Genomic DNA, 16,370 nt, shown 5'->3' with positions numbered 1-16,370 from the left:
CGGCTAGTCGGTCCTGTTCGGCCGCAGCGTCCACACGACCGTCATCTCGGCGGTGGTGACGCCCTCGGCGTTGCGGATCGAGCACTCGACGTCGAACTCCGGGCGGGTGCCCGCGTCGAGTTCGGCGATCACCTCGGCGGCGGGCCTGGTCAGCACGGCCTCGGCGGTCAGCGGGCCGCGGGCGAGCTTGCGGTAGTGGATCTCGGAGCGCACCACCAGCGGGGTCGCCCGGCCCATCTCCGCGTTGAACGAGGCCAGCGCCACCGCGCCGGAGGCCGTCTCGGCGAGGCCGAACACGACGGCGGCGTGCGGTCCGCCGACGTGGTTGCGTTGGTCCTCGGCGTCGGGCAGCGAGCACACCACCCGGTCGGCGCTGACCTCGTCGAACTCCACACCGGCCGTGGTCACCCAGGGGACGGTCTGCTTCATGGCGTCGGCGACCCAGCCGAGGTCTGTGCTCATGCCCACCAGATTACTGGCCGGTAACAACAACTGGCAAAGGGTAAGGTCCGGTACCGAGTCGTGACTGGCGTGTGCGGGTGGAAGAACCACCGGGGAGCGGCTGGAGCGGATAGCGGCACCGAACGCCTGGGTGCCCCCGGTCTCGTCGCCGCACGCTCTGGGAGGAACGCCATGCACCAGCCAGGTATCCCACACCTCGCCGCCGCCGACCCGCAGGTCGCGGCCCTGGTCGAGGGGGAGGCCCGCCGCCAGTTCGAGAAGATCCGGCTGATCGCCTCCGAGAATTACGTCTCCGCCGCGGTGCTGGAAGCGACCGGGACCGTGCTCACCAACAAGTACTCCGAGGGGTACGCGGGCAAGCGCTACTACGAGGGCCAGCAGTTCATCGATCCCGTTGAGACGCTGGCGATCGAGCGCGCGAAGGCCCTGTTCGGCGTGGACCACGCGAACGTGCAGCCGTACTCCGGGTCGCCCGCGAACCTGGCCGTCTACCTGGCGCTGGCGAACCCGGGCGACACGGTGATGGGGATGGCGCTGCCCGCGGGCGGTCACCTCACGCACGGCTGGGGCGTGTCCGCGACCGGCAAGTGGTTCCGCTCGGTGCAGTACGGTGTGCGCAAGGACACCGGCCGGGTCGACCTGGACGAGGTGCGCGCGCTGGCGCTGGCCGAGCGGCCGAAGCTGATCTTCTGCGGTGGTACCGCGATCCCGCGCACCATCGACTTCGCCGGGTTCGCCGAGATCGCCCGCGAGGTGGACGCGGTGCTGGTGGCCGACATCGCGCACATCGCCGGTCTGGTGGCCGGTGGCGCGCACCCGTCGCCCGTGGGGCACGCGCGGATCATCTCGACCACCACGCACAAGACGCTGCGCGGGCCGCGCGGCGCGATGCTGATGTCGGACGCCGAGTTCGCGAAGCCGCTGGACAAGGCCGTGTTCCCCGGCCTGCAGGGCGGTCCGCACAACCACACCACGGCCGCCATCGCGGTCGCGCTGGGCGAGGCGTCCCAACCGGGGTTCCGCACCTACGCGGCGAACATCGTCGCCAACGCCAAGGCCCTGGCCGACGCGCTGCTGGCCCGCGGGTTCGACCTGGTCTCCGGCGGTACCGACAACCACCTGATCCTCATCGACCTGAGCAACAAGGGCGTCGGTGGCAAGCCCGCGGCCAAGGCGCTGGACCGGGCCGGGATCGAGCTGAACTACAACTCGGTGCCCTTCGACACCCGGAAACCGTTTGACCCGTCCGGTGTCCGGCTGGGAACCTCGGCCGTCACAACCCGTGGCCTCACCGTCGACCACATGCCCCGGTTGGCCGAGTGGATCGACCGGGCCGTCGCTGCCGGTGACGACACCGAGATCGACAAGATCGCCGCCGAGGTGCGCGAGCTGCTCGCCGACCACCCGATGCCCGGGTGGGTCTGACCTGCGTTAACAGCTCCTGAACACCCCGGTACCGATGTCGGTGCCGGGGTGTTTCGGGATGTGAGCGGGGTCGCAGGTCAGGGGCTTGCGATCCGTCACCCGAAAAGCGCATGCTTGTATCGACCAACTACTTGGATGTTGCAAGCAACTCGGGAGGTGTCGTGACCCAGGCTGAGGCAGCCGAGGGCGTCGAGCCCCGGACCGGGGCGGTCGACACCCCCGTCGAACTCCGTGCCGAGGAGGTCGAACGGGGGCAGCGGCTGGCCACCGCCCTGTTCGCCTTCGGCAAACAGCAGGCCACCATCGCGGCGCGGATGAGCAAGGCCGGTGTGGACCGGTCAGCCATCCTGCTGCTGAAGAACCTCATCGTGCTCGGCCCGAGCCGCTCCAGCGCGCTCGCCGAGGCGATCCACTCCGACCCGTCCACGGTCAGCCGCCAGGTCGCGGCGCTGGTCAAGGACGGACTGGTCGAGCGGCGCGCCGACCCGGAGGACGGGCGGGCCAGCCTGCTCGCCGTCACCGAAGCCGGGACCGACCTGCTCAAGGAGCAGCGGAACCGGATGGCGCTCTCACTCGCCCGGATGGTTCGGCACTGGGATCCGGCGGATCTGGACACCTTCGTCCGACTGTTCGAGCGCTTCCTCGCCGACCACGCGAACCACATGCCCACACTCATCACCGAATGCGCCACCCACGCGCGTTCCGAAGGGGGAAAGTAATGTCAGCTCCGGTCACGGAGGCCGAATCCGGGCGGCTGAGCCACCGGCAGATCATGACGGTCCTGTCCGGGCTCATGCTGGGCATGCTGCTCGCCGCGCTCGACCAGACGATCATGGCCTCGGCGATGAAGACCATCGCCGACCAGCTCAACGGCCAGACCATCCAGGCGTGGGCCACCACCGCCTACCTGATCACGGCCACCATCTCCACCCCGCTCTACGGCAAGCTGTCGGACATCTTCGGTCGCAAGCCGATGTACCTGACCGCGATCTCGTTCTTCCTCGGCGGGTCCATCCTGTCCGGCATCTCGAACTCGATGTACGAGCTCGCCGCGTTCCGCGCGGTGCAGGGTCTCGGTGCCGGTGGTCTCATGTCGCTGGCGCTGGCGATCATCGCCGACATGGTGCCGCCGCGTGAGCGCTCGAAGTACCAGGGCTACTTCATGGCCGTCTGGGGTCTGTCCAGTGTGGCCGGTCCGGTGGTCGGCGGGTTCTTCGCGGGCCTGAACACCTTCGCGGGCTTCGCGGGCTGGCGCTGGGTGTTCCTGCTCAACGTGCCGATCGGCATCGTCGCGCTGATCGTGGTCGCCCGGTTCCTCAACGTGCCGCACCGCAAGGTCGCCCAGCGGGTCGACTACTGGGGCGCCATCGCGCTGACCGTCGGCCTGGTGCCGCTGCTGATCGTGGCCGAGCAGGGCCGCGAGTGGGGCTGGGACTCCGGTCGCTCGGTGCTGATGTACGTCATCGGCGTCGTCGGGCTCGGCGCGTTCCTGTTCGTCGAGAAGCGCATGGGTGACGCGGCGCTGCTGCCGCTGCGGCTGTTCCGCGGCCGGACCTTCGCGCTGACCAACGTGGTCAACTTCGTCATGGGTGTCGGCATGTTCGGCATGATGATGTCGCTGCCGCTGTACTTGCAGATCGTCAAGGGCGCCACGCCGACCGAGTCCGGTCTGATGACCCTGCCGATGACCTTCGGCATCCTGGTCGCCGCCACCGGCTCCGGTCAGATCATCTCCCGCACCGGCCGCTACCGGGTCTTCCCGATCATCGGCCTGGCCGCGACCACCGCCGCGCTGTTCCTGTTCGGACAGATCGGGGTGGACACCCCGGTGTGGCAGACCATGCTGGTGATGGTGCTGGCGGGCGCGGGCCTCGGCCTGTGCATGCAGACCCTGATCCTGGCCATCCAGAACGACGTCCCGGTCAAGGACATGGGCGTGGCCACCTCCTCGGCGACGTTCTTCCGGTCCATCGGCGGTACCGTCGGCACCGCGGTGTTCCTGTCCATCCTGTTCAGCGTCGTCGGTGGCCGCATCAGCGACGCGTTCAGCTCGGCCAGGTCCGACCCGGCGTTCCTGCAGGCGCTGCAGGCGAACCCGCAGTTCGCCAAGGGCCTCTCCGGTGGCGGTGGCGTGGACCTGAACGACACCTCGTTCATCAACCACCTCGACCCGACGCTGGCCCGGCCGATCCTGTCCGGGTTCGCCAGCTCGCTGGACACGGTCTTCCTGGTCGGTGGCGCGGTGACGCTGGTCGCCTTCGCGCTGATCTGGTTCCTCAAGGAGAAGCCGCTGTCGAACAAGTCCGGCATCCAGCGGGCCGCCGAGGCCGCCGCTGAGGCGGGCGAGGTCGCCCCGGCCGCCGTCGCCATGCACTGATCGGCTGCACAAGACCGAACCGGCCCCGCACTCCAGGTGAGTGCGGGGCCGGTTCGCGTTCGCGCGCAACGGCAAACGCCCCCGGGCTCGCAGGTGGCCTGGGGGCGTTTTCGTGGGCTGCGCGGACTAGTGCGGACTAGTGCAGCGTCAGGCCCGACTCCTTGAGCCGCTCGTACGAGCGGTGGATCTCCGCCTCGGCCTCGGTGCGACCCACCCAGCTCGCGCCCTCGACGCTCTTGCCCGGCTCCAGGTCCTTGTACACCTCGAAGAAGTGCTGGATCTCCAGGCGGTGGAACTCCGCCAGGTGGTGGATGTCGCGCAGGTGCTCGGTGCGCGGGTCGTGCGACGGGACGCACAGGACCTTGTCGTCGCCGCCCTTCTCGTCGGTCATCCGGAACATGCCGATGGCGCGGGCCCGGATCAGGCAGCCGGGGAAGGTCGGCTCCTGCACCAGCACGAGCGCGTCCAGCGGGTCGCCGTCCTCACCGAGGGTGTTGTCGATGAAGCCGTAGTCGGCCGGGTACTGGGTCGCCGTGAACAGGGTGCGGTCGAGCCGGATGCGTCCCGTTTCGTGGTCCATCTCGTACTTGTTGCGATTCCCCTTGGGGATCTCGATGGTGACGTCGAACTCCACGGGCTTTTCCTCGCTCCTGCTCGCCTCTGCTACCCCTGCTCGGTTACCTCACTAGTGTGGACCACGGCGTCGCCCCGGCCCGAACCGATCCGGGTGTGACTTTCGCAGTACCGGAGGGGGAGGGCGCGGCGTTGGCGCAGTCGGGGACAGAGCACGGGGCCGGGCCGGACCCGAACCACCGGCAACCTGGTGACCAGGCCGAACGTCCTGTTGACGTGCCGGAGAACAGCCCGCGCTGGCCCGCGGAAGAAGCCGCGGCGTGGCCGACGAACGACGACGACGGCCTCGTCGACCCCGCCGGGACGACCACCCCGAGCGGTGCCGCCGCCGCGTTACGTGACGAGACCCACGTCCCCGACACGCCCGAAACCCGGGCCGCACGTTCGGGTGATTCGCCCACGAAGCCCACCAGGCCCACCAAACCCACCGAGACCCCGACCAAGGTGACCCGCCCGGTCGCCGATCCGCGCGCCGCCGACAGCGGGGTGACCCAGCCCACGGCCACACCGGCTGCCCCGGACAGCGGTGCCACCGCCGCGTTCGCGGTGCCGTCCCGCTCCCAGCCGGTCCGCCCGTCCGGTCCCGGTGGCCGCCCAGGCCCGCCGCAGGCCGGTCCCCAGCGACCAGCAGGCCCGCCTGGCCCTGGCCTGCCCGGCTCGACTGGCCTGTCCGGCCTGCCTGGGCGCCCGCCGCAGGGCGCGACCGGTCAGGGGCCGTGGCCGGGCGTCGCGCCCGGCGGTGGGCGACCGGACCGGCCGGGTGCGCCGGTGCCGCCCGGCGGTCCGCGGCGCGGCGGCCAGGACGGGTCGACCCGGGGGATGGCCCGACCGGCCGTGCCGCCGCCGAGCCAGGCCGAGCGCACCCAGGTCATCAAGGTCGCCGATGTCGGGCCGGAGCCGAACCCGGTCCGGCCGGAGCCGGAGACCGAGCCGTGGTCCGACGCCGTCCCCGAGCGTTCCCCGCACACCGAGCCCGCCGCGGAGCCGAGGCGACCGCGGATCGGCATGCTGGTCCTGATGTCGGTGCTCGTGGTGCTCGTGCTGGGCGCCGCCGCCGCGGTGCAGTTCGTGCCGGGCCTCAAGGACAAGTTGGGCATCACCAAGACCGAGACCGCGCAGGCCGTCGCCCCGCCCGCCGCCGCGGTGCCGTTCACCCCGACGCTGAAGGCCCCGGGTGCCGACTCGCCCGCGCCGACCGCCGCCGGGGTGGCCAGGGCACTGGCCGGGCCGGTGGCCGACCCGGGGCTGAGCACGCTGACCGGCACCGTCGTCGACCCGGCGACCGGCACCGTGCTGTTCGCCCAGAACGCGCAGACCACGCTGGTCCCCGCCTCCACCGCCAAGCTGCTGACCTGCGCCGCGGCGCTGCTGGCGGTGCCGCACGCCGAGCAGTTGACCACCAAGGTCGTCGCGGGCGACAAGCCGGGCGCCGTGGTCATCATCGGCGGCGGCGACCCGACCGTCTCGTCGTTCGCGGCGGGCAAGACCACCGTCTACCCCGGGGCCGCGCACCTCGACGACCTCGTCACCCAGGTGCGGGCGAAGGGCCCGGTCGACACCGTCCTGCTCGACCTGGACCGCTACACCGGCGACAACATCGCCAAGGGCTGGGAGCCCGCCGACGTCGCGGGCGGCTACATCGCGCCGATGGTCCCGGTGATGCTCGACGGCGGCCGCGCCGACCCGACCAAGGCCGTCTCGCCGCGGTCGGCCAACCCGGCCCGGACCTTCGCCGAGGAGTTCGCCAAGCGGATCGGCGCCACGGTGCCCGCCAAGGCCACCGCCGAGCCGCCCGCGGACGCCAAGGTGCTCGGCGAGATCCGGTCGGCGCCGATGGTGGAGCTGGTCGACAATACCCTGCAGCGCTCGGACAACGTGCTCGCCGAGGGCATCGCGCGCGAGGTCGCCAAGACGGCGGGCCAGCCCGTCTCGTTCACCGGCGCCGTCCAGGCCGTGCTGAAGACCTTGGGCGACAACGGGTTCGACGTCAGCACGCTCAAGCTCAACGACGGCAGTGGACTGTCCACTTTGAACCAGGTGAGCGTCGCGCTGCTCGCCGACATCCTCCGCGTCGCCGCCGCGCCGGACGGCTCCGACCCGCGCACCGCGAAGCTGCGGCCACTGCTCGGCGCGCTGCCGGTCGCGGGCGGCAGCGGCACCCTGGCAGGCCGGTACCAAGGGCCTGCCGCGTCCCCGGGCAAGGGCTGGGTGCGCGCCAAGACCGGCACCCTCTCCAGCGTCAGCTCGCTGGCCGGGGTCGTGCTCGACAGTGACGGCCGGTTGCTCGTCTTCGCGCTCATGTCGAACGGGTCGGTCCCGGCGGCCGCCCAGCCCGCGCTGGACGCGGTGGCGGCCGCGCTGCGCCAGTGCGGCTGCAAGTAGCGCGGGCGCACCCCGACTGGTTGTACGGCCGGTCACCCCCACTCGGGTAACGTCGAGAGGGTGAACACGACCGGCGCGGACGTGGTGAAGTCGACGGGTGGGGCGCCGCCGGTCGACTGGGACCTGGCGGTGTCGACCGCGCGGCGGCTGGCCCGCCCCGGTCCGGTGGTGAGCCGGGAGGTCGCCGAGCACACCGTCGGCAGGCTCCGCGAGGTGACCGCCGACGCCGAGGCGCACGTCCGCCAGGTGACCGGCCTGGGCGACGGGCTGCCGCTGCTGCCGGGCGACGTGGTCGACCGGGGCGACTGGATCCAGGCCGCCGCCGACAGCATCGCGGGCCTGACCACCGGGTCGCTGCCGAACCGGCCCAGCAGGGTCGTCGGCGGGGTGCTCGCCGGGACGGCCGGGGTGCAGGCCGGGATGGTGCTGGCGTACCTGAGCGGCCGCGTCCTCGGCCAGTACGACCCGTTCGGCGGCGACGGCGGCAGGCTGCTGCTGGTCGCGCCGAACATCGTGGCCGCGCACCAGGCGCTGGACGTGCCGCCGGAGGACTTCCGGATGTGGGTGTGCCTGCACGAGTGCACCCACCGGCTGCAGTTCACCGCAGTCCCGTGGCTGCGGGCGTACTTCCAAGGGCAGGTCGCCGCGTTCCTCACGGGGCTCGACGACAGCGCCAACGGTGCCATGGCGCGTCTTCCGGAGCTGTTGAAGTCGGCGCGCAGCAAGCCAGACTCGGCTACCTCGTCCAGTGGGCCTCTCGCGCTCGTGGAGATGCTCCAGGCGCCCGAGCAGAAAGCCATCTTCGACCGTCTTATCGCCATCTCGACCCTCTTGGAGGGCCACGCCGACCACGTCATGGACGCGGTCGGCCCGGTGGTCGTGCCGACCGTGTTCACGATCCGCGAACGGTTCACCGCACGTAGGCGAGGCGGCGGCCTGCTCGACCGGGTCCTGCGCGGCCTCTTGGGGGTCGACGCGAAGATGAAGCAGTACGCGGTGGGCGCCAAGTTCACCAAGCACGTGGTCGACGAGCTTGGCATGGAGCGCTTCAACGTGATCTGGACGTCCCCGGAGACCTTGCCGTTGCGGTCCGAACTGGGTGACCCGGCCGCGTGGATACGCCGCGTCGCGTGAGCGGCAAGCCCCACCCTGCCGTCGCCGACGTCAGGCGAGCCGTGCGCGACTTGCTCACCCAGGTCGATCCGCGCGACAGGGTTACCGTCGCCGTTTCCGGCGGCGCGGACTCGTTGGCTCTAGCCGCTGCCGCGCACCACGTCGGTCACAAAGCCGGTTTGCGCGTGGACGGTCTCATCGTCGACCACGGGCTGCAGACCGGTTCCGCCGACACCTCGGCGCGGGTCGCCGCCCAGCTCACCGCGCTCGGCTTGGACGACGTCCAAGTCCTCCCCGTCGTGGTCAACGGCAAGGGCGGCGTGGAGGCCGCCGCCCGCCGCGCCCGCTACGCCGCCCTGAGCACCGCCGCCGAGGGCGACTGGGTCCTGCTCGGCCACACCCGCGACGACCAGGCCGAGACCGTCCTCCTCGGACTCGGCCGCGGCTCCGGTCCGCGTTCCATCGCGGGCATGCGCGCCACCGACCGGCCCTGGGCCCGCCCACTGCTCGCCGTCCCGCGCGCCACCACCCTCGCCGCCTGCGCCGCCCTCGGCCTCACCCCGTGGCAGGACCCGCACAACACCGACCCCCGCTTCACCCGGGTGCGGCTGCGCCACGAAGTCCTCCCCCTGCTCGACGAAGTCCTCCAGGGGGGCGTCCCCGCGGCACTCGCCCGCACCGCCGACCAGCTCCGCGAAGACCTCACCGCACTCGACGCGATCGCCGCCGACGCGCTTCTTAAGGCAACGGTTGGCGACGATTTGGACGTGGCGGAACTCACCACACTGCACCCCGCCGTGCGCCGCCGGGTACTGCGGAGCTGGCTCGTCCAGGGCGGGGTAGCCGAGCTGACCGACGCCCACCTGCGCGCCGCGGACACGCTGGTGTCCGATTGGCACGGTCAACGGGGGATCGTCCTGCCGGGTGGCTTGGTGGCGCGCCGCGCGCATGGCAGGCTCACCCGCGAACGCCCGGAAACCTGAGAGGGGAAGGCGTGTACGACGGCGACATCGCCTCCGTGTTGATCACCGAGCAGCAGTTGGCCGAGAAGATCGCCGAACTGGCCAAGCAGGTGGGGGCCGACTACCCGGGGACAGGTGGGGCGGACCTGGTGCTGGTCGGCGTGCTCAAGGGCGCGGTCATGTTCATGACCGACCTGGCCAGGGCGCTGCCGGTCCCGGTGCAACTGGAGTTCATGGCGGTCAGCTCCTACGGGTCGGCCACCTCGTCCTCCGGGGTGGTGCGCATCCTCAAGGACCTCGACCGGGACATCGCGGGCCGCGACGTGCTCATCGTCGAGGACATCATCGACTCCGGGCTGACCCTGTCCTGGCTGCTGAAGAACCTCGCCTCGCGCGGGCCCCGCTCGCTGGAGGTCTGCACGCTGCTGCGCAAACCGGACGCGGTCAAGGTCGACGTGCCGGTGAAGTACATCGGGTTCGAGATCCCGAACGAGTTCGTCGTCGGCTACGGCCTCGACTTCGCCGAGCGCTACCGCGACCTGCCCTACATCGGCACCCTGGACCCGCGCGTTTATACGAGTTGATTCCCTCGTCCGGGTGGGCGGCGGGGGAGAGGGGTACCCCGGGAACCGGAGCCGTCTCCGGCACGTTGTCCCTGTTGCGCGTCCAGCCGGCACTTCGCCCGGTGAGGGCGCCAGCGCGGACGGTACTCTGGTGGGACCGGAGTGTGCCCCGTCCGGCCGGGTAATGGGTCGTCATTGCCCTCAGTGCACGTCAGGGAGGGTGGAGGCCGCCTCGCGGCCGTAAGTGAATGGACCGCAAGCGCCTGCTTCGCAACCCGCTGCTGTGGATCCTGGCGGTGTTGCTGATCTACTTCGCCTTCAGCATGCTGTTCGACGACACGCGTGGTTTCACCTCGGTGCCCACGTCGAAAGCCATCGCGCAGATCACCGCGGGCAACGTCAAGTCCGCCGAGATGGGTGACAAGGAGCAGCAGCTCAAGCTGACCCTGACCGCCCCGATCGACCAAGACGGGCAACAGGTCACCCAGATCATCACGCAGTACCCGAGCGGGGCGTCCGACGAGGTCTACAAGGACCTGATCGGCAAGACCGGGATCGACTTCAAGACCACGGTCACCCAGGACTCCTTCCTCACCCAGATCCTGATCTTCCTCATCCCGCTGGCGCTGCTGTTGCTGCTGCTGATGTGGATGATGAACAACGTCCAGGGCGGCGGGAACCGGGTGCTCAACTTCGGCAAGTCCAAGGCCAAGCAGTTGCCCAAGGACATGCCGAAGACCACCTTCGGCGACGTGGCCGGTGCCGACGAGGCCGTCGAGGAACTGCACGAGATCAAGGACTTCCTGCAGAACCCGGCCCGCTACCAGGCGCTCGGCGCCAAGATCCCCAAGGGTGTGCTGCTCTACGGCCCGCCGGGCACCGGCAAGACGCTGCTGGCCAGGGCGGTCGCCGGTGAGGCCGGGGTGCCGTTCTACTCGATCTCCGGCTCGGACTTCGTCGAGATGTTCGTCGGGGTCGGCGCCTCCCGGGTGCGCGACCTGTTCGAGCAGGCCAAGCAGAACGCGCCGTGCATCATCTTCGTCGACGAGATCGACGCGGTCGGCCGCCAGCGCGGCGCGGGCCTCGGCGGCGGGCACGACGAGCGCGAGCAGACCCTCAACCAGTTGCTGGTCGAGATGGACGGCTTCGACGCGCGCGGCGGCATCATCCTGATCGCGGCCACCAACCGGCCGGACATCCTGGACCCGGCGCTGCTGCGCCCCGGCCGGTTCGACCGGCAGATCCCGGTGTCCGCGCCCGACCTGATGGGCCGCAAGAAGATCCTGCAGGTGCACGGCAAGGGCAAGCCGATGGGCCCGGACGTCGACCTCGACGGCCTGGCCAAGCGCACCGTCGGCATGTCCGGCGCCGACCTGGCCAACGTGCTCAACGAGGCGGCGCTGCTGACCGCCCGGCAGAACGGGTCGCTGATCACCGCGTCCGCGTTGGAGGAGTCGGTCGACCGGGTGATCGGCGGTCCGGCCCGCAAGAGCCGGATCATCTCCGACAAGGAGAAGAAGATCACCGCCTACCACGAGGGCGGGCACGCGCTGGCCGCGTGGGCGATGCCGGACCTGGAGCCGGTGTACAAGCTCACCATCCTGCCGCGCGGGCGCACCGGCGGGCACGCGCTGGTCGTCCCCGAGGACGACAAGCAGTTGATGACCCGCTCGGAGATGATCGCCCGGCTCGTGTTCGCGCTCGGCGGCCGCTCCGCGGAGGAACTGGTCTTCCACGAGCCGACCACCGGCGCGTCCAGCGACATCGACCAGGCCACCAAGATCGCCAAGGCGATGGTCACCGAGTACGGCATGAGCGCCCGGCTCGGTGCGGTCCGCTACGGCCAGGACCAGGGCGACCCGTTCCTCGGCCGCTCGATGGGCCACGGCGCGGACTACTCGCTCGAGGTCGCGCACGAGATCGACGAGGAGGTGCGCGCGCTGATCGAGGCCGCGCACACCGAGGCGTGGGACGTGCTCAACACCTACCGCGACGTCCTCGACGACCTCGTCGAGGAGCTCCTGGAGAAGGAGACGTTGACCCGCAAGGACCTGGAGCGGATCTTCTCGAAGGTGGAGAAGCGGCCAAGGATCACCGCGTTCAACGACTTCGGCGAGCGCACCCCGTCGGACAAGCCGCCGATCAAGACCCGCCGCGAGCAGGCCATCGAACGCGGTGAGCCGTGGCCGGAGGACAACCCGCGGGAGCCGGTGCCCACCCCGGTCGGCGCCATCCCCGGCGCGGGCGACCTACCCGGCGGTCCGCCGCGGGGCACCCCGGACCTCCCCCCGGGCAACAACGGCGCGGGCCCCAACGGCACGCCGCCGCCGTACGGATCGCCACCGCACTACGGCTCCCAGGGTTCCCAGGGTTCCCAGCAGCCCTACGGGTCCCAGCCGTACGGGAGCCCGTACGGCAACCAGGCCGGTCGCAACGCGGGTCCGCCGAACTACGGCGCCCCGCCCGGGTGGACCCCGGCGACCAACCCCAACCGGCCGCACCCGACCTGGCAGCAGCCGTGGGGCGAGCAGCAGTCCGGCGACCAGCCGACCGATCCCACCACTCGGGATCAGGACTCCGGTGGGCGCTCGAACGGTTCCTGATGCGATGGTGGCGGCGAAGCGCCGCGACGATCCGGAGGTACCGATGACGATGAGCCGTGACGGGGTCGGGACGTTCAGTGAGGACGGCCCGGCCCCGGTGTTCGACCGGGTCCGCGCGGAGAAGGCGATCCGCGAACTCCTGTTGGCCTGTGGCGAGGACCCGGACCGGGACGGTCTGCTGGAGACACCCGCCCGGGTGGCGCGGGCGTACGCGGAACTCTTCGCGGGCCTGTACACCGAGCCGGACACCGTGCTGGACAAGACGTTCGACGAGAGCCACGAGGAGCTCGTCCTCGTCACCGACATCCCGATGTACTCCACCTGCGTGCCCGCCGACCAGCCGGTCGACGCGGTCGGCGGGCCGCTGGCGGCGCGGGACGTCCGGGTCGGCACTCCACTGTGGACGCTGGTGGCCGGTCGGCTGACCGAGACCACTGTGGTTGGTGTCACAGCGAAGCGCTCGGCGGCGCTGGTCGAGGTGACCACGGCGGCGGGGTCGTTCACCGTCACCGCCGACCACCCGCTCGCCACCCCGCACGGCTGGACCGAGGCCGCGCACGTCGCCGGGTCCCATGTGGAGTGGACCGGACATGCCGCGCCCGCCCGCGAACTCATCACCGTCGGGGCCCCGAACGATGACGCGGAGTGGTTGCTGCGCCACGGTTTCGCCCGGTCCGCGCACACGACCACGCTCGGCCAGTCCCAGTGGGTCCGCGTCGAGTCGGTCCGGGCGGTGGCCGCCGAGACCACCGTCCACAGCTTCACCTGCGATCCTCACCCCACGTTCCTCATCGCCGGGCACCTCACGCACAACTGCGAACACCACCTGGTGCCCTTCCACGGCCACGCCCACGTCGGCTACATCCCCAACGACAAGGGCCGGGTCACCGGACTGTCCAAACTGGCCCGCCTGGTCGACCTCTACGCCAAGCGCCCCCAGGTGCAGGAGCGGCTCACCTCGCAGATCGCCGACGCGCTGGTGCGCAAGCTGGACCCGCGCGGGGTGATCGTGGTCATCGAGGCCGAACACCTCTGCATGGCCATGCGCGGCATCCGCAAACCCGGCGCCCGCACCACCACCTCCGCGCTGCGCGGCCTGCTCAAGTCCTCGGCCTCGTCCCGGGCGGAGGCGATCCAACTGATCAACGGGCGGAGCCGGTGACGCTGCTGCCCAGCCCCGGCCGGTGCGCGGTGATGGGCGTGCTCAACGTCACCCCGGACTCGTTCTCCGACGGCGGCCGCTACCTGCACCTCGACGACGCCGTCGCGCACGGGGTGGCGATCTGGGGCAGCGGCGCCGACCTGGTCGACGTCGGCGGCGAGTCCACCCGGCCGGGCGCCCAGCGGGTGGACGCCGACATCGAGATCGCCAGGGTGGTGCCGGTGATCAAGGAGCTCGCCGCGGCCGGGGTCGAGGTCAGCGTGGACACCACCCGGGCCAAGGTCGCCGCGGCGGCCATCGGGGCGGGCGCGGTCGTGATCAACGACGTGTCCGGCGGCCTCGCCGACCCGGACATGGCCAGGGTGGCCGCCGACACCGGCGTCCCGTGGATCTTGATGCACTGGCGCGGCCACAGCCGCGACATGCACGCCCTCGCCGAGTACACCGACGTCGTCGCCGAGGTCCGCGCCGAACTGCTCGCCCGGGTCGACGCGGCGCTGCAGGCGGGCGTGGCCGAGCGGGCCATCGCCATCGACCCGGGCATCGGGTTCGCCAAGACCGGCGCCCACAACTGGGCGCTGCTGCGCGATCTCGACGCCCTGCTCGAACTCGGCTTCCCGGTGCTGGTCGGGGTGTCCCGTAAACGCTTCCTGGGCAAGCTGCTCGCCGACCCGTACGGTTCCCCCCGTCCCCCGCGCGGCCGCGAGGACGCCACCGCCGCGGTGTCCGCGCTGGCCGCCGCCGCCGGGGTGTGGGGGGTGCGCGTGCACGACGTGCGCCGCTCGCTCGACGCGGTCGCCGTGGCCGCGGCCATGACAGGAGGCCGATGACCGACCGGATCACCCTCACCGGGCTGCGGGTACGCGGCAACCACGGCGTCTTCGCGCACGAGAAGCGCGACGGGCAGGAGTTCGTGGTCGACGTCACGCTGTGGATCGATCTCGGTCGCGCGGCCGACACCGACGACCTGCGGCACACCGTCCACTACGGCGAACTCGCCGAGCGCGCCGCGGCCGTGGTCGCCGGACCGCCACGCGACCTCATCGAGGCGGTCGCCGCGCAGATCGCCGAGGGGGAGATGACCGACGAGCGCGTGCACGCCGTCGAGGTCACTGTGCACAAGCCGAGCGCGCCGATCCCACTGACCTTCGCCGACGTCGCGGTCACCGTGCGCCGCTCCCGCCGCCGATGAGCCGCGCCGTGCTCTCGCTCGGGTCGAACCTGGGCGACCGGTTGGCCAACCTGCGCATCGCGATCGACGGGCTGTCGTCGGCTCTTGTCGCGGTATCCCCGGTCTACGAGACGGCGGCGTGGGGCGTGACAGACCAGCCCGACTTCCTCAACGCCGTGTGTGTGGTGGATGACCCAGCCACCGACGCCTGGGGGTGGCTGCGACGCGGTCAGGCCCTAGAGAACGCGGCAGGCCGAGTCCGGGAACTCCACTGGGGGCCGCGGACGCTCGATGTGGACGTGGTGACCGTGGACGACGTGCGCAGTGACGACCCGGAGTTGCTGCTGCCGCACCCGGGCACGCACGAACGCGCCACGGTGTTGGTCCCCTGGCTCGACATCGACCCCGACGCCGTCGTCCCCGGTCGCGGCCGGGCCGACGACCTGCTGGCCGACCTGGACACCGCCGGGGTGCGCAGACGCGACGACCTGGAGCTGCGATGAAGCCCACCAAGGCGCGCGACCTCGTCCCGGCCGGTCTCGTCACCGCCGTCGTCGTGTACCTCGCGCTGCGGCTGCTCTACGGCGTCCTGCCCCCGCTGCCGCGGCTCGCCGGAATCACCCTATTGGTGCTCGCCGTCGTCGAGGCGCTGTTCGGTTTCGCGCTGCGCGGCCGCATCCGGGCCGAGGACAAAGCCGTCCAACCGCTCACCGCCGCCCGCGCCGTCGCGCTGGCCAAGGCCTCGTCCCTGCTCGGCTCGATCATGCTCGGTGCCTGGCTCGGTGTGCTGGGCTACGTCGCCCCGGAGAGCGCGAACTTCGACGCCGCGAAGCACGACATCGCCAGCGCCGTGGTCGGTGCGGCCTGCGCCGCGGCGCTCATCGCGGCCGCCGTCTGGCTCGAGTTCTGCTGCCGTACCCCGGGCAACCCCGATGACCAGCGACAAGACCCGAACAGGTGAACTTGGTTCGCTCCATTTGATCTCGCGGAGATAACGGCCCGGTACGGTAGGCACCATGACGGGCCAGACCGACCCCACCCCGGCGCGGGGCTCCCAAGCGGCGCGCGCCTTGCTGTTCGCCGCTTTAGGGCTGGCCCTGGCCTCCACCGCCGTCCTGGTGCTCAGCGACTCCGTGCGCTGGCTGCGCCTGGGCGTCGTCGCCGCGCTCTGGGCGGCCCTGGCCGGGGCCTTCCTCGCCGCCCGCTACCGCCGCCAGGTCGCCGACCGCGCCGACGAGGCCGCGCACCTGCACCAGGTCTACGAGACCGAACTGGAACGCGAGGTCGCCGCCAGGCGCGAGTACGAGGTCGAGTTCGAGGCCACCACCCGCCGCAAGGTCGAGCAGGAGGCCGCCGACGACCTCGCCGCCCTCCGCGATGAACTGCAGGGCCTGCGGAAGACCCTGGAGAGCCTGCTCGGGGGCGAAGTCCTGGTGGAACGCTTCGCCCTCCACGCCGAAGCCACCAGGATGCGCGGCGCCATCCCCGCCGCCGCCAAACCCCCCATCCGCCACCTC

At 71.4% G+C, this 16,370-nt stretch carries 15 protein-coding genes, 2 pseudogenes and 1 riboswitch; of the genes and pseudogenes, 15 read left to right on the top strand and 2 right to left on the bottom strand.

The genetic code is table 11. The features are described from left to right. Nucleotides 1–3: 3 nt before the first annotated feature. Nucleotides 4–462, bottom strand: coding sequence for a DUF4442 domain-containing protein (locus H504_RS0111430; RefSeq protein WP_026422869.1), 459 nt, complete (start codon nt 460–462; stop codon nt 4–6). Nucleotides 463–512: 50 nt separating this feature from the next. Further along, a riboswitch (ZMP/ZTP riboswitch) is annotated at nt 513–601 on the top strand. 32 nt (nt 602–633) lie between these two features. Here H504_RS0111430 and H504_RS0111425 point away from each other — a divergent pair. From H504_RS0111425 to H504_RS0111415, 3 genes are all read left to right on the top strand, one after another. After that, nucleotides 634–1,887 (top strand): serine hydroxymethyltransferase, encoded by a 1,254-nt coding sequence (locus H504_RS0111425; protein WP_026422868.1) that lies wholly within the window; start codon nt 634–636, stop codon nt 1,885–1,887. 161 nt (nt 1,888–2,048) lie between these two features. Then, the gene (locus H504_RS34570) at nt 2,049–2,606 is read left to right on the top strand and encodes a MarR family winged helix-turn-helix transcriptional regulator (protein WP_051385745.1); all 558 of its coding nucleotides are present in this window, start codon (nt 2,049–2,051) and stop codon (nt 2,604–2,606) included. Beyond that, nucleotides 2,606–4,264, top strand: a complete 1,659-nt coding sequence (locus H504_RS0111415) for an MDR family MFS transporter (RefSeq protein WP_026422867.1) — start codon at nt 2,606–2,608, stop codon at nt 4,262–4,264. The genes H504_RS34570 and H504_RS0111415 overlap by 1 nt, the downstream gene beginning before the upstream one ends. A gap of 136 nt (nt 4,265–4,400) precedes the next feature. Here the strand turns inward: H504_RS0111415 and H504_RS0111410 are convergent, their stop codons facing one another. Further along, nucleotides 4,401–4,898 (bottom strand): inorganic diphosphatase, encoded by a 498-nt coding sequence (locus tag H504_RS0111410; RefSeq protein ID WP_026422866.1) that lies wholly within the window; start codon nt 4,896–4,898, stop codon nt 4,401–4,403. A 95-nt stretch (nt 4,899–4,993) separates the two neighbouring features. On the opposite strand from H504_RS0111410, the gene dacB reads away from it, so the two are divergent. From dacB to H504_RS34550, 12 genes and pseudogenes are all read left to right on the top strand, one after another. Continuing rightward, nucleotides 4,994–7,279, top strand: a complete 2,286-nt coding sequence (gene dacB, locus H504_RS38595; RefSeq protein ID WP_157440354.1) for a D-alanyl-D-alanine carboxypeptidase/D-alanyl-D-alanine endopeptidase — start codon at nt 4,994–4,996, stop codon at nt 7,277–7,279. Nucleotides 7,280–7,339: 60 nt separating this feature from the next. Then, nucleotides 7,340–8,413: a zinc-dependent metalloprotease gene (locus H504_RS0111400; RefSeq protein ID WP_084467566.1), complete on the top strand. Its 1,074-nt coding sequence runs from the start codon at nt 7,340–7,342 to the stop codon at nt 8,411–8,413. Beyond that, nucleotides 8,410–9,375: a tRNA lysidine(34) synthetase TilS gene (tilS, locus tag H504_RS0111395; protein WP_026422864.1), complete on the top strand. Its 966-nt coding sequence runs from the start codon at nt 8,410–8,412 to the stop codon at nt 9,373–9,375. Before H504_RS0111400 ends, tilS begins: the two co-directional genes overlap by 4 nt. An 11-nt stretch (nt 9,376–9,386) precedes the next feature. Then, on the top strand, nt 9,387–9,938 hold the full coding sequence (gene hpt, locus H504_RS0111390) for a hypoxanthine phosphoribosyltransferase (protein ID WP_026422863.1): 552 nt from the start codon (nt 9,387–9,389) through the stop codon (nt 9,936–9,938). A 227-nt stretch (nt 9,939–10,165) separates the two neighbouring features. Then, a complete protein-coding gene (ftsH, locus tag H504_RS0111385; protein WP_026422862.1) occupies nt 10,166–12,520 on the top strand; it encodes an ATP-dependent zinc metalloprotease FtsH in 2,355 nt (784 codons plus the stop codon). A gap of 43 nt (nt 12,521–12,563) precedes the next feature. After that, nucleotides 12,564–12,845, top strand: a pseudogene (locus H504_RS34560) (GTP cyclohydrolase I); the annotation flags it as partial. 489 nt (nt 12,846–13,334) lie between these two features. Then, nucleotides 13,335–13,682, top strand: a pseudogene (folE, locus tag H504_RS34555) (GTP cyclohydrolase I); the annotation flags it as partial. A 32-nt stretch (nt 13,683–13,714) separates the two neighbouring features. Further along, entirely contained in the window at nt 13,715–14,512 is a 798-nt protein-coding gene (folP, locus tag H504_RS0111370) for a dihydropteroate synthase (protein WP_035304076.1), read from the top strand. Beyond that, a complete protein-coding gene (gene folB, locus H504_RS0111365; protein WP_026422860.1) occupies nt 14,509–14,874 on the top strand; it encodes a dihydroneopterin aldolase in 366 nt (121 codons plus the stop codon). Before folP ends, folB begins: the two co-directional genes overlap by 4 nt. Beyond that, entirely contained in the window at nt 14,871–15,356 is a 486-nt protein-coding gene (folK, locus tag H504_RS0111360; protein ID WP_026422859.1) for a 2-amino-4-hydroxy-6-hydroxymethyldihydropteridine diphosphokinase, read from the top strand. The genes folB and folK overlap by 4 nt, the downstream gene beginning before the upstream one ends. Then, entirely contained in the window at nt 15,353–15,814 is a 462-nt protein-coding gene (locus tag H504_RS0111355) for a DUF3180 domain-containing protein (protein WP_026422858.1), read from the top strand. The genes folK and H504_RS0111355 overlap by 4 nt, the downstream gene beginning before the upstream one ends. A gap of 55 nt (nt 15,815–15,869) precedes the next feature. Next, nucleotides 15,870–16,370, top strand: a 501-nt coding sequence (locus tag H504_RS34550) for a DUF6779 domain-containing protein (RefSeq protein WP_035304038.1), incomplete at its 3' end; no start/stop codon positions are given.

Source organism: Actinokineospora inagensis DSM 44258, assembly GCF_000482865.1.
In the GTDB taxonomy this organism is placed as follows: Bacteria; Actinomycetota; Actinomycetes; order Mycobacteriales; family Pseudonocardiaceae; genus Actinokineospora; species Actinokineospora inagensis.
This window is presented reverse-complemented; position numbering and strand designations above follow the sequence as displayed.